We start from the raw sequence: 11,763 nt of genomic DNA, 5'->3' as shown, positions 1-11,763 counted from the left end.
CGGACGGCCTGGTCAGCAGGTCTTTCGCAGCACGGGTGGCAGAGAAGGACTTCGCGTCACGGCCCGGCAGAGGTCATGCAGTCAGCCGACGTACACCTCGGCTGCGTATCCGAGGACGGCGACGCTCGCAGGGGGCGGTCGCCGCCCACGCCGAGCACGGCGCGGGCGAATCGGGCGACGGTGACGAGGGCCGTCCTCGGAACAGGGAAGGCCTGTGGGGGTCTACGCGCGGGGTGCGGCCGTCGAGCCGCGGATGATCAGCTCGGGGTCGAACATCAGCTCCCCCGCCGGCACCGGCCGCCTGTTGACCAGGTGCACCATGGTGGACGAGATCGCCTGGGCGATCCGCTCGATCGGCTGCCTGACCGTCGTGAGAGGCGGGTCGACGAAGCCCATGATCTGGGAGTCGTCGTAACCGACGATGGACACGTCGCCCGGCACGGACAGGCCGCGGCGGACCGCCGTGCGGATGGCGCCGAGGGCCATGTAGTCGCTCGCGGCGACGATCGCGGTGGCGCCCTGGTCGAGCAGGGTCTCTGCGGCCGACATCCCGCCCTCGACGGTGTAGACCTGGTGCGCGACCAGCCGCTGCGGGTCCTCGACTCCGCGCGCGTTCATCGACTCGACGAACCCGTCGAGCCGGCGCTCGCTCGGGCGGTTCCCGACCGGGCCGACGATCATGCCGATCTCGCGGTGGCCGAGGTTCCACAGATGGTCGACGGCGAGCGCCGCCGCCACCTTGTCGTTCGTGGAGAAGCTGGGGGCGGGCACGCCCTCGATCGCGCCGTTCATCGAGACGAACGGGATCTGGCGTTCCTGCAGCAGCCGGTAGGGCGCGGGGTCGGCGCCGATCAGCGTGTTGCTCGCCGAGGCGAACACGGCGCCCGCGATCCCCAGGTCCATGGTGGAGGTGATGAAGTCGATCTCCTGGAACCCGCCGACCGTCGTGGAGCACACGACCGCCTTGAACCCCTGGGGAGCCAGCGCCGACTCGATCAGCTCGCAGAGGCGCCCGAAGAAGGGCTGGGCGAGGCCGGGGGTCAAGACGATGACCAGCTGGCTCTGCCCTCCGCGGTCGTATCCGAGCTCGCGGATCGCGTCCTCCACGACCCTGCGCGTGCCGGCGGCGACCACGCCACGGCGGTTGAGCACACGGCTGACGGTCGCTTCGCTGACCCCGGCACGAGCGGCGACGTCGCTGATTCCGACCTTGGCCATGGCTCCCTTTTGATCGATACGGACGACGCGTGATGTCACTATACGGCCAGACCTGACGGGCAGGCAGTCCGGTCACGCGCGGGCCTGGCGGCCGTACGCCCGCCCGGCGATCAGCGGAACACCCCTTGACAGCCGAGGTTCGCGATCGCATCGTTGTCTCATTGTCCTATTGTCATAAGACAATAGAGAGGAGGATCTCCGAGTGATCGAGTTCCTGCTTGACGGCCACTCCCAGGTGGCGCCGTACATGCAACTCGTTCAGCAGGTCAAACAGGGGCTGCGGACCGGGTTGATCGAGCCGGGCGACCAGCTGCCCAAGGTGCGCGCTGTGGCCGAGTCGCTGGCGATCAACCCCAACACCGTGCTGAAGGCCTACCGCCATCTCGAAGCGGAAGGCCTGGTGGAGGGCAGGCCGGGGGTCGGCACGTTCGTCCGCCGCACCCTGGCGGGCCCCTCCCTCGCCGGGCAGGCCGAGTTACGCCGCGAACTGGTCGGCTGGCTGCGCAGGGCCCGTACGGCAGGGCTGGAACAGGAGGACGTGGTCGCACTGATCCAGACCACGATGCGCGCCACCTTTCAAGACGACGAGAAAAGGGAGGAAATAGCGTGAGCACGGCTCTGGAGGCACACGGCCTCGGCAAGCGGTTCAAGCGCAACTGGGCGCTCAAAGACTGCTCGTTACATGTTCCCGCCGGACGCGTGGCCGCCCTCGTCGGCCCGAACGGCGCGGGCAAGTCCACCCTGTTGAACCTCGCCGTCGGCCTGCTCCATCCGACCGAAGGCGAACTGCACGTACTGGGGCGCAGCCCGTACGGCGACCGCGACCTGCTGGACCGCGTCGGATTCGTCGCCCAGGACACCCCGCTCTACCCGGACTTCACCGTGGCCGAGCTGATCACCATGGGCGCCCGGCTCAGCCGTCGCTGGGACACCCCGCTCGCCCGGGACCGGATGGAGCGGCTCGGCCTCCCGCTCGACCGCAGGGTCGAGACGTTGTCCGGCGGCCAGCGCGCCCAGGTCGCGCTGGCCCTGGCGCTGGCCAAGCGGCCCGAACTGCTCCTGCTCGACGAGCCGGTCGCCAGCCTGGACCCGCTGGCCCGCCGCGAGTTCATGCAGGTGCTGATGGGCGCCGTCGCCGACGGCGACACCACCGTGCTGCTGTCGTCCCATCTGCTCGGCGATCTGGAGCGGGTCTGCGACTACCTGATCGTGCTCCAGACCGCACACGTGCAGCTGCTCGGCGGCGTGGACGAGCTGGTGAGCGAGCACAAGGCGCTGATCGGTCCCCGCCGCCAACGAGCCGACATCGCGGGCGTGGCGGCGGTGATCCGGGAGAGCCACACCGACAAGCAGACCACCCTGTTGGTCCGGACGAGCGGGCCGATCCCCGACCCCGCCTGGACCGTGCACGACGTCACCCTGGAAGACCTCGTCCTGGCCTATCTCGCCCAGCCGGCTCCCGGCCGGCCCGTGTTGGGAGTCGCGAAATGATCTGGCTGACCTGGCGGCAGCATCGCAGACAGGCGCTCGTCGCCGCGCTGGGCCTGGCGGCGCTGGCCGCCGTGCTGGTCCCGACAGGCATCTCCATGCGGAACGCCTTCACCGACAGCGGGCTCGCGCGCTGCCTGCGCGAGGTGGGCAGCGCGGAGTTCCTCACGGGGAGCACCGACTGCGGTTCCCTCGCCGACGTCTTCACCACCCGCTACGAAACGGCGACCACGTTCAGCATGTTGCTCGTCTTCCTGCCACTGCTGGCGGGGCTGTTCTGGGGTGCCCCGCTGGTCGCCAGGGAACTGGAGCACGGCACCCACCGCCTGGTGTGGACCCAGGGGGTGAGCCGTATGCGCTGGGCCTGGGTCAAGTTCGGCCTGATCATCGCCGCGACCACGGTGGTCTCCGCAGGCTACGCGCTGCTGGTGTCGTGGTGGCTCGAACCGCTCAACGACGCGGGCCGGGGGCGGCTGAGCGAGCTCAGCTTCGACGTCCAGGGCGTCGTGCCGGTGGCGTACGCGCTCTTCGCGGTGGCGCTCGGCGTCTTCGCGGGAACCGTCTGGCAGCGGGTGCTCCCGGCGATGGCGGCGGCGCTCGCCGGCTTCCTCGTCCTGCGCTTCGTCGTGCTCCAGCAGGTGCGCGGGCACGTGCTGCCTGCTCTGGAGCGCACCTTCCCCGTGATAGGCGGTCAGCGCCCCAACCCCTCGCTCGGCGACTGGATCTTCTCGGTGGGGATCAAGAACGCCGCGGGTGAGGTGGTCTCGTCAGGCCAGCAGATCCAGTGCTCCCCCACTGTGGTCGGCCAGCCCGGAGGGCCCTGCGCCGACTTCGAGCCGGGCGCCTACAACTTCCAGCTCTACCAGCCGGCCGGTAACTTCTGGCCGCTCCAGTTCATCGAGGCCGGCCTGTTCACGGCTCTGGCCGCGCTCCTGCTCTTCCTGGCCGTCTGGCGGATCCGCAGCCGCCTCGTCTAGTGCCTTCTCAGGCGACGTTCGCCCTGTGTGTGAGATGACGCCGCCCAGGTTCCCTCCTGGGCGGCATGCCGTCGACGACGGGGCCCCCCGTCTCACCGGCCACCGTTCCTGTCGCGGAAAACCTCCGTCCTGCGAACGGCCCGCGTGCGCCGGGCCGTGCCCTTCAGCAGCACTCATGACCTCGACGTTGGGCACACACCCTGCGCTACTGCGAACGCGCCGGGCCGGATCGCCGAGGGCAGGACCGGTTCGTCGAGCATGCGGACCATGTGCAGCTTCGCGATGGCCGTTCCGTCGTTGATGACCGCCCGCGGCTCCCGACCCCAGACCTGGAACCCGCACGAGCGGTAGAGGCGTTCGGCGGGGAGGTTGCCCTCGGAGACGGTCAGGCCCACCTGAAGGAGGTCGTCGACGGCGGCGGCGAGGTCCAGGATCCGCCTCACCAGCATCTTCCCGATGCCCTGGCCGGTGGCGTGTGGCGCGACGGCCATGCCGAACAGCGTCGCCTTGTGGCGCTCCTGGCGACGAGCGGACACCGCCAGGCCGGCGACGCCGACCAGGTTCCGGCCGCGGTCGTAGGCGCCGACCACCGCGTCGTGGGGTCTCCCGGCGGCGGCCAGCCGGTCGATCGTCGCCGACAACGGCTTGGCGCTCTCCTCGCCGAAGGTCGAGGTGAACGCCGTGGGCGCGTGCCGCAGCGCCTCCAGGCGGAAGGCGCGGTATTCCTCGGCGTCCTCGGCGGTCAGCCTGCGGACGGTGAAGGACTCGGGCGGGAGCGGGTACGCGGTCATGTGATCGGCCTGTCGGTCAGTGGCGGCGGACACGGGTGCACCGAGTGAGGTACGGCATGGTGATCTCACTCCGGCCCTTGAGGTCGGGATGCGAGTCGAGGAGTGCCTCCACTTCGCCCAGCAGTCGCAGCCTGTCGGGATCGGGAAGGGTGATGACGTAGCTGCGGGACGCGACCATGTCGAGCAGTTCGGCCCGGGTCATGACCTGGTTCCATCGGATCTCCAGCCGTTCGGGGCGGCTGAACGGCTCGCCGATCGGCGGCTGTGTGTCGATCGCCTGCCTGGTGTGCTGGTGCAGGATGCCGTCGAGGTCGGCGACCCATGGCTCGGCGTTGTCGCGGATGTTCCAGAGCAGAGCCAGCGTCCCGCCGGGGACGAGGACGCGCGCCACCTCCGGCAGCGCGAGATCGGGGTCGACCCAGTGCCAGGCCTGTGCGACGACGACGGCGTCGACGCTGCCGTCCTGGAGCGGGATGCGTTCGGCGGAGCCCTCGTGGACGATCGCGGCAGGGACGGCGGCGGACAACCGGGCGCGCATGCCCTCGGAGGGTTCGACGGCGAAGACCTTCAGGCCGGCCTCGACCAGGAGCCGCGTGAACTTCCCTGTGCCCGCGCCCAGGTCGAGGACCCGCCTGGCGGCGCGCGGTATCAGCCACTCGAGCGACGACAGCGGGTATCCGGGACGCCCCCGATGGTAGGCCTCCGCCGCGGCGCCGAACGAGCCCGCCTGGAGCCGGCGGGACCAGCGGCGGGTCGCGCCCTGCCGGGTCATGCCGCACGCCCGGCCGATTTCTTCCCAGCTTGCCCGCTCCTGGCGGCGCAGTTCCTCAATGATCGTTGTTCGCCGGGTCTCCATGGCGGAGATCGTCTTGGTCAACCGCCGAAGAGCCGCCAACCCGCCCTCGCCGGCCACATCGTCCGCGGTACGGCCGGCCTGCTCGTCTTCTCCCATCAAGGTCACGGGCACGCAACATATGTTGCCTAATGGACGCTTGTCAACATTTGTTGCGGTTCATGGGAACGAACCCGCGCAGGCGCAGAGAAGGCCCGGGGGAAGTCGCGGCGAGCCGGTGGAAGCTCCCGGACGGCCGGGAGTTCTGCCCGATGCCTCCCGGGAAGGGCCGCACGCAACATCGGAGCCAACCGAACAAGGAAGGCCAACGATGCGAAACCTCGTCAACCGGCTCGCCGGCGTCCCTCTGCAGGCCGTCGGTGCGGCGCTCCTGCTGGGCGCCGCACTGATGACTGCGCAGTACGCGATCGTCGACCACGTCCACTCGGCCGGCCTGCCGGAGCCGGAGCAGTGGATCGGCCGGGTCACCGTCCAGTGGTACTGGGTGCTCTTCCCCTTCGCCTTCATCGCGTTGTGGGCGCGCAGGAGGGACCGCGAGCGCCGTCTGGGAAGCGTCGGAGCGGCGATGCAGACGTCCGCGCCGCTCGCACACATCGTGGTGACCGTGGCCGCGATCGTCTGGGGCGGCGTGCTGGGCAGGGGCGACCTACCGGACGCCTTCATGGTGATCGAAATGCTAACGTACGTCTTCTATCTGGGCGTTTTGGTCAGCGGCGTGGCCTTCCTGCTCGACAAGGGCGCGCGCTGGTGGGGCGCCGCCGTGATCGGAGGGCTCGTGCTGGGCTTCGTCGTGCAGTACACCGACTCCGTGATCCTGGCCGTGTTCGGCGTCGCCCTGATCGTGCAGGGCCTGCGGCGTCCGGCCCCGCTGGCCGTGCCCGAGACCAGCGGCGCACGCTGAGCCCGTGAAAAGGGCGGCCCAGGTCGTGGCGGCGGTGGTCCTGGTGCTCACCGCCGTCGGCACCGTTCTCGTACTTCGGGCGACCGGTGCGGGCTGGGCGCTCGCCCAGAACACCTCGCAGGCCGTCGTGCACACGGTGGCGGGAGTCGCGCTGATCCGGTCCCGGGGGGGCGACCGGATCGGCCTGGTCCTGCTGTCCATGGGAGCGGCCGCAGGCCTGCAGGTGCTCCTTTGGGGATACGCGGCCGGCCACTGGCCCGGATGGGAGGCCGCCGACTGGGTGACGCGCTGGATCTGGGCGTTCTCCGTCGTACCGCTGTTCACCGTGCTGCCCGCGCTGTTCCCCGACGGCCGCCCGGTCACCCCCCGGTGGTGGCCGGTGGTCTGGGCGGGTGTGGCGGCCACGATCCTGGTCGCCGTCTTCGACACGACGGACCTCGTCGGCCTGCTGGTGGTCGTCGTCGCACTGCTCAGCCTCGCTTCCCTGGTCGTCCGGTGGATCAGGTCGGGCCAGGTCGCCCGCAGGCAGATCAGGTTGTTGCTGTACGCCGCCGGCTACGCGGTCCTGGTCGAGGCCGTCGTCGATCTGCTGCCCCACCACGTCCTCCAGACGGCGTTCCTGCTCATCCCGATCGCGCCCACGGTGGCGATCGCCCTCGCGATCCTCAGATACCGGCTGTACGGCATCGACCTCGTCATCCGGCGCACGTTCGTCTACCTGGCCGTCACCGGCCTGGCGTTCTCCGCGTACCTCGTCGCGGTGGCGGTGCTCGGCACGGCCCTCAGCCAGGTCGTCTCCCCGCAGGTGGCGCTGCTCGCCGCCGGCGTCGTCGCGGCCCTGGTCGAGTCCGGGCGCCGCCTGTTCCAGCGCAGGATGAGCGCCCTGCTGTACGGCTACCGCGACCGCCCGCTCGACGCGCTGGCGAAGCTGCGGACGGAGCTGGCGGGGGCGTCGACGGTGAGCGAGATCGCCCGCCGGTCCGCGTCCGTGACGGCGACCGCGCTGCGCAGCCCCGGCGTCACGATCACGCTGCTCACCGACGGGGTGCCGGAGGAGATCGCCCGAGCAGGCGAACCGGGACCCGATCCGATCAGCACGCCGCTGGTGGCGCAGGACGAGCGGCTCGGCGCCCTGGTCGTCGGCCCGCGGGCCGGGCGGGAGCCGTACGACGATAAGGACCGCCGGCTCATCGCCGAACTCGGCCATCACATCGCGGCCGCCCTCGCGGCCGCGCGCCTGTCGGCCGAACTCGACCGGGCACGGGAGATGACGATCCACTCCACGGCCGAGGAACGGCGCCGGCTCCGGCAGGATCTGCACGACGGCCTCGGTCCGCTGCTTTCCGGGGCCGGGCTCGGTCTCGACGGGGTACGCAGGGAGTTCGAGCCGGGGAGCCGGGAAGGCCGCGACCTGCGGATCATCAGCGACCAGGTGCGGCTGGCCGCGCGCGAGGTGCGCCGCATCATCGACGCCGTGCGGCCCGGCCCGGTCGCCGACCTCGGTCTGGTGACGGCCGTGCGCGAGCACGTCCAGCGGTGCGCGGCCCTCGACATCGGCTGCACGCTGACCGTCTCGGGGATCGTCGACCCGCCGCCCGCCGTGGCCGAGGCCGCCTACCTCGTCGTCCTCGAGGCGGTCACCAACGCGCTCCGCCACGCGGACGCTCGAACCTGCGCCGTGCGAATGGAACAGGCCGGCGGATCCCTGACGATCGAGGTGCGCGACGACGGCCTCGGCATCGGGCCCGGCTACGTCGCGGGCGTCGGGATCTCGTCCATGCGCAGGCGCGTGGCCTCGATCGGAGGCGAATTCGCGATCACGACGGATCACGGAACCACGGTCACGGCCGTCTTCCCACTGGAGGCGCGATGAGGGTCGTGGTGGCCGACGACCACCCGGTGTTCCGCATGGGCCTGTGCCGGCTGCTCGACAGCGTGCCGGAGGCGGAGGTCGTCGGAGAGGCCTGGGACACCGCGTCCGCCGTCGAGACGGTCGCCGCGACCCGGCCCGACGTCGTGGTGATGGACCTGCACATGCCGGGCGGCGGCGGGGTGGAGGCCACCGAGCAGATCAGGCGGCGCACGCCGGACGTCCGCGTGCTCGTCCTGACCATGCACTCCGACACCGCGCTGGTCAGAAGGGCGTTACGGGCGGGCGCCCGGGGCTACGTGCTCAAGGACGCCTCCTCCGAGGAGATCCTGCGCGCGCTCGCCGCGGTCCACGCCGACCAGGCGATCCTCGACGCCTCGGTCGCCGATCGCGTGTTCGCCGGCGCGGCGGACCCCGGCCCGTTCCCCCAGCTCACAGAAAGAGAGCTGAGTATCCTCGAGCGGATGGCGGCGGGGCTCGACAACGACGCGATCGCGCTGCGTCTGGGCATCAGCGTCAAGACCGTGCAGAACCACGTGTCCAACGTGCTGCTCAAGCTGGGCGCCCGGCACCGCGGCGAGGCGATCGCCCGCGCCCGCGACGCCGGGATCGGCGGCTGACCGCCGCCGGTCGCGCGTCCGCGGCGTCGCGTTCTCCGCGGCGTCACGCTTCCCGGGGGCCCGCGTCCGGAAACTCGCGTCCCGAGGCTCACGTTCCTGCGCCGCCGGGCGTCTTCAGGGTGTGAGACGGCCGCGCAGGCGGCCCGGACCGCGGAAAGGGCGGAGCACCATGTCCAGGACCCATACCGTCATCGCGTCACCCGTGGGCGACCTGCTTGCGGTCGCCGAGGGCGGCACGCTGTGCGGCCTGTACTTCGAAGGCCACCTGCGCGGCCCCGGGCCCGGGGAGTGGGGAGCCCGCGACGACGCGGACTTCACCGAGGTCCGGCGCCAGCTGGGCGAATACTTCGCGGGCCCGCGGACCCGCTTCGACCTTCCGCTGGCGCCGCGGGGAAACGAGTTCCAGCAGCGGGTGTGGCGCCTGCTGACGGAGATCCCCTTCGGCGAGACCCGCACGTACGGGGACCTGGCCCGGCACCTGGGCGACGCCTCGCTGGCGCAGGCCGTCGGCTCGGCGAACGCCCGCAATCCCATCTCCGTCATCGTCCCCTGCCACCGGGTGGTCGGCGCGGACGGCGGCCTGACCGGGTACGCCGGGGGGCTGGACCGCAAGCGCTTCCTCCTCGACCTGGAGGAGCCTGCGGAGCGGAAGGCGGCGAGGCTGTTCTGAGCCGCGGATCTCACGTTCCCAGGCGCCCGCGCGTCTACCAGAGGTGACCATGCGACGACCGTTCGAGCAGATCGTGGCCGAATACGGGCCTGTGGTGCTGCGCGTGTGCCGGGCCGTACTCGGGCCTCAGGACGCGGAGGACGCCTGGTCCGAGACGTTCGTCTCGGCGCTGAAGGCCTATCCGGACCTGCCGGCGGACGCCAACGTCGAGGCGTGGCTGGTGACGATCGCCCACAGGAAGGCCGTCGACGTCACCCGCGCCGCCGCGCGCAGACCCACGCCCGTGGAGTCGCTTCCTGAGCGTGCCGGCCTCGCGGGCCGCCCCGAGGACTGGGACGGCGACCTGTGGCGGGCGCTCAAGGCGCTGCCCGACCGGCAGCGCCAGGCGGTGGCCTACCACTACCTGGCCGGCCTGCCGTACAAGGAGATCGCCGCCATGTGCGGCGGGAGCACGGATGCCGCGCGCAGGGCGGCGGCCGACGGCATCAGGACCCTGCGCGACACCTATCCCAGATTCACCGATCAGAGCGGAGTGGCTCGATGACGACCGCATCCGACCCGCGGCACGGGCGCCTGTTCGCGGCGCTTCCCGTCCAGGACGCGCCCGCGATGGCCCGGCTCCACGAACGCCTCGTCGATCAGGCGCGGCGCGAGGGGGTCCTCGACGTCGCCTACCGGACACTGGACACCCCCGTCGGGTCGCTCCTGCTGGCCGCGACCGTCGAGGGGCTGGTGAAGGTCGCCTTCGCCGTCCAGGACCACGACGCCGTGCTGCAGCGGCTCGCCGACGAGGTCAGCCCTCGCATCCTGGCCGCGCCCGCCCGCCTGGACGGCGTGAGCCGTCAACTGGAGGAGTACTTCGCCGGACGCCGGACGCGTTTCGACCTCCCGCTGGACTGGCGGCTGTCGAAGGGGTTCCGGCGTGAGGTGCTGACGCACCTGCGCGACATCGGCTACGGCCGTACCGAGAGCTACGCCCAGGTCGCCGCCGCCGCGGGCAGTCCCCGCGCGGTCCGCGCGGTGGGCACCGCCTGTGCCACGAACCCGCTCCCCGTCGTCGTGCCGTGCCACCGGGTGGTGCGCTCCGACGGCAGCCCCGGAGGGTACGCCGGCGGCCCCGACGCCAAGCGGGCGCTGCTGGCGCTGGAGAGCGCGGCCTGACAAGATCACCAAAAGCATGTATTTCCTGCTATAAAAGTAGGCATTCGTATCGCCTCCTGCCGACGGCCGGCGTTCTCGTTACCGCAGGCGGATTCACCGCGATCTCGGTCACGCCACCCGTCCCAGGAGAGAGCATGAACCTGCATCTCGCCGCGGCACTGGACGGCGCCGGCGGACATCCGGCCGCGTGGCGCGCACCGGGCCTGCGGCCGGACGTGCCGTTCAGCGCCGGATACTGGGTCCGCCTGGTGAAGGAGGCCGAGCAGGGCCTGCTCGACTACGTCACCTTCGGCGGGCCCGAGGCCGGACCCGGGTGGTCAGCCGAGTCCTCGCGGGACGGATCCGGCTGGTCACGCGGTTCCGGCCACGGCCGCGGCGCACCGGACCCGACTCTGATCGCGACCGAGGTCGCGCCGCTGTCCTCGAGGATCGGCCTGATCCCCGCCACCGGCGCGATCGCCGGCCGGCACGACCACGTCGCCCACGCGATCGCCACGCTCGACCGCCTCAGCAACGGGCGCGCGGGATGGCACCCGGGGGTCTCCGGCGGCCCCGGAGAGGCGTCCGGCGTCGTCAACGAGGTCCGGCGGTCGTGGGACGGCTTCCCCGACGGGCAGCCGCCGGTGATCTCACTGGCCCGCGGCCCCGCGCCGTACGAGTTCGCCGCGCGGAGCTGCGACGTCGTCCACGTGACCCCGCGGGACTGGCTGGACGCCACCATGATCGTGGACGAGGTGCGCGCCGCGGAGAGGGCCGCCGGCCGTACCGGGGCCCGTCTGAAGATCTTCGCGGACCTCGTGGTCTTCCTCGACCTCCATCCCGGGGTGGCCGCGGGCAGGAAGGCGCGGCTGGACGACTTCGACGGCGTGGAGTTCACCTCGGACGCCCTCGTCTACGCGGGCACCCCCACGGGCCTCGTCGGCCTGATGCTGGACTGGCGCTCGGCGGGGCTGGACGGCTTCCGCCTGCACCCCGGCGTGCTCACGCACGACCTGTCCATGATCGTCCGCGGGCTGGTGCCGGAACTGCAGGCCAGGGGCGTCTTCCGGCACCGGTACGGCACGGCGGGCCTGCGTGCCCGCCTCGGCCTGCCCCGTCCCGACGGCCAGGCAGGCGATGACCCGCGGCCGCCGCGTCCCGCCCGGCGGCGGTGGACGATGCCGTGACCGGCGGCGTCCTCCCGGCGCGCGCTATCCGGCGGCGTCCTCCCGGCG

Annotated in this window: 13 protein-coding genes; 10 read left to right on the top strand and 3 right to left on the bottom strand. The window is 71.7% G+C overall.

The window, feature by feature from the left end:
* Positions 1-222: 222 nt before the first annotated feature.
* On the bottom strand, positions 223-1,218 hold the full coding sequence (locus tag Pka01_RS10395) for a LacI family DNA-binding transcriptional regulator (RefSeq protein ID WP_203882451.1): 996 nt from the start codon (positions 1,216-1,218) through the stop codon (positions 223-225).
* A gap of 202 nt (positions 1,219-1,420) precedes the next feature.
* Here Pka01_RS10395 and Pka01_RS10390 point away from each other — a divergent pair, with 202 nt between their 5' ends.
* From Pka01_RS10390 to Pka01_RS10380, 3 genes are read left to right on the top strand one after another with little or no spacing between them, the layout of a single operon-like run.
* Entirely contained in the window at positions 1,421-1,828 is a 408-nt protein-coding gene (locus Pka01_RS10390) for a GntR family transcriptional regulator (protein WP_203882450.1), read from the top strand.
* Entirely contained in the window at positions 1,825-2,709 is an 885-nt protein-coding gene (locus Pka01_RS10385; RefSeq protein WP_203882449.1) for an ABC transporter ATP-binding protein, read from the top strand. The genes Pka01_RS10390 and Pka01_RS10385 overlap by 4 nt, the downstream gene beginning before the upstream one ends.
* Positions 2,706-3,683 carry an ABC transporter permease gene (locus Pka01_RS10380; protein ID WP_203882448.1) on the top strand — a complete coding sequence of 326 codons (978 nt, stop codon included), beginning with the start codon at positions 2,706-2,708 and terminating at the stop codon, positions 3,681-3,683. Before Pka01_RS10385 ends, Pka01_RS10380 begins: the two co-directional genes overlap by 4 nt.
* Positions 3,684-3,856: 173 nt before the next feature.
* Here Pka01_RS10380 and Pka01_RS10375 read toward each other — a convergent pair whose 3' ends face one another.
* Both Pka01_RS10375 and Pka01_RS10370 read right to left on the bottom strand, forming a co-directional pair.
* Positions 3,857-4,474 carry a GNAT family N-acetyltransferase gene (locus Pka01_RS10375; RefSeq protein WP_203882447.1) on the bottom strand — a complete coding sequence of 206 codons (618 nt, stop codon included), beginning with the start codon at positions 4,472-4,474 and terminating at the stop codon, positions 3,857-3,859.
* 16 nt (positions 4,475-4,490) lie between these two features.
* A complete protein-coding gene (locus Pka01_RS10370; RefSeq protein WP_203882446.1) occupies positions 4,491-5,441 on the bottom strand; it encodes a methyltransferase domain-containing protein in 951 nt (316 codons plus the stop codon).
* Positions 5,442-5,637: 196 nt separating this feature from the next.
* On the opposite strand from Pka01_RS10370, the gene Pka01_RS10365 reads away from it, so the two are divergent.
* From Pka01_RS10365 to Pka01_RS10335, 7 genes are all read left to right on the top strand, one after another.
* Positions 5,638-6,228, top strand: a complete 591-nt coding sequence (locus tag Pka01_RS10365; protein WP_203882445.1) for a hypothetical protein — start codon at positions 5,638-5,640, stop codon at positions 6,226-6,228.
* Between the two features lie 4 nt (positions 6,229-6,232).
* The gene (locus Pka01_RS10360; protein ID WP_203882444.1) at positions 6,233-8,101 is read left to right on the top strand and encodes a sensor histidine kinase; all 1,869 of its coding nucleotides are present in this window, start codon (positions 6,233-6,235) and stop codon (positions 8,099-8,101) included.
* Entirely contained in the window at positions 8,098-8,718 is a 621-nt protein-coding gene (locus Pka01_RS10355) for a response regulator transcription factor (protein WP_203882443.1), read from the top strand. Before Pka01_RS10360 ends, Pka01_RS10355 begins: the two co-directional genes overlap by 4 nt.
* Before the next feature lie 169 nt (positions 8,719-8,887).
* Complete coding sequence (locus Pka01_RS10350) at positions 8,888-9,388, top strand: methylated-DNA--[protein]-cysteine S-methyltransferase (protein WP_203882442.1); 501 nt, start codon at positions 8,888-8,890, stop codon at positions 9,386-9,388.
* A 49-nt stretch (positions 9,389-9,437) separates the two neighbouring features.
* Positions 9,438-9,932, top strand: a complete 495-nt coding sequence (locus Pka01_RS10345; RefSeq protein ID WP_203882441.1) for an RNA polymerase sigma factor — start codon at positions 9,438-9,440, stop codon at positions 9,930-9,932.
* A complete protein-coding gene (locus tag Pka01_RS10340) occupies positions 9,929-10,549 on the top strand; it encodes a methylated-DNA--[protein]-cysteine S-methyltransferase (RefSeq protein WP_203882440.1) in 621 nt (206 codons plus the stop codon). Before Pka01_RS10345 ends, Pka01_RS10340 begins: the two co-directional genes overlap by 4 nt.
* Positions 10,550-10,683: 134 nt before the next feature.
* Positions 10,684-11,715 carry an LLM class oxidoreductase gene (locus tag Pka01_RS10335; RefSeq protein WP_203882439.1) on the top strand — a complete coding sequence of 344 codons (1,032 nt, stop codon included), beginning with the start codon at positions 10,684-10,686 and terminating at the stop codon, positions 11,713-11,715.
* The last annotated feature ends 48 nt before the right edge of the window (positions 11,716-11,763 follow it).

Source organism: Planotetraspora kaengkrachanensis (genome assembly GCF_016862895.1).
Taxonomy (GTDB): Bacteria; Actinomycetota; Actinomycetes; order Streptosporangiales; family Streptosporangiaceae; genus Planotetraspora; species Planotetraspora kaengkrachanensis.
The sequence above is the reverse complement of the archived record's forward strand: the minus strand, read 5'-3'. Positions and strand labels throughout refer to the sequence as shown.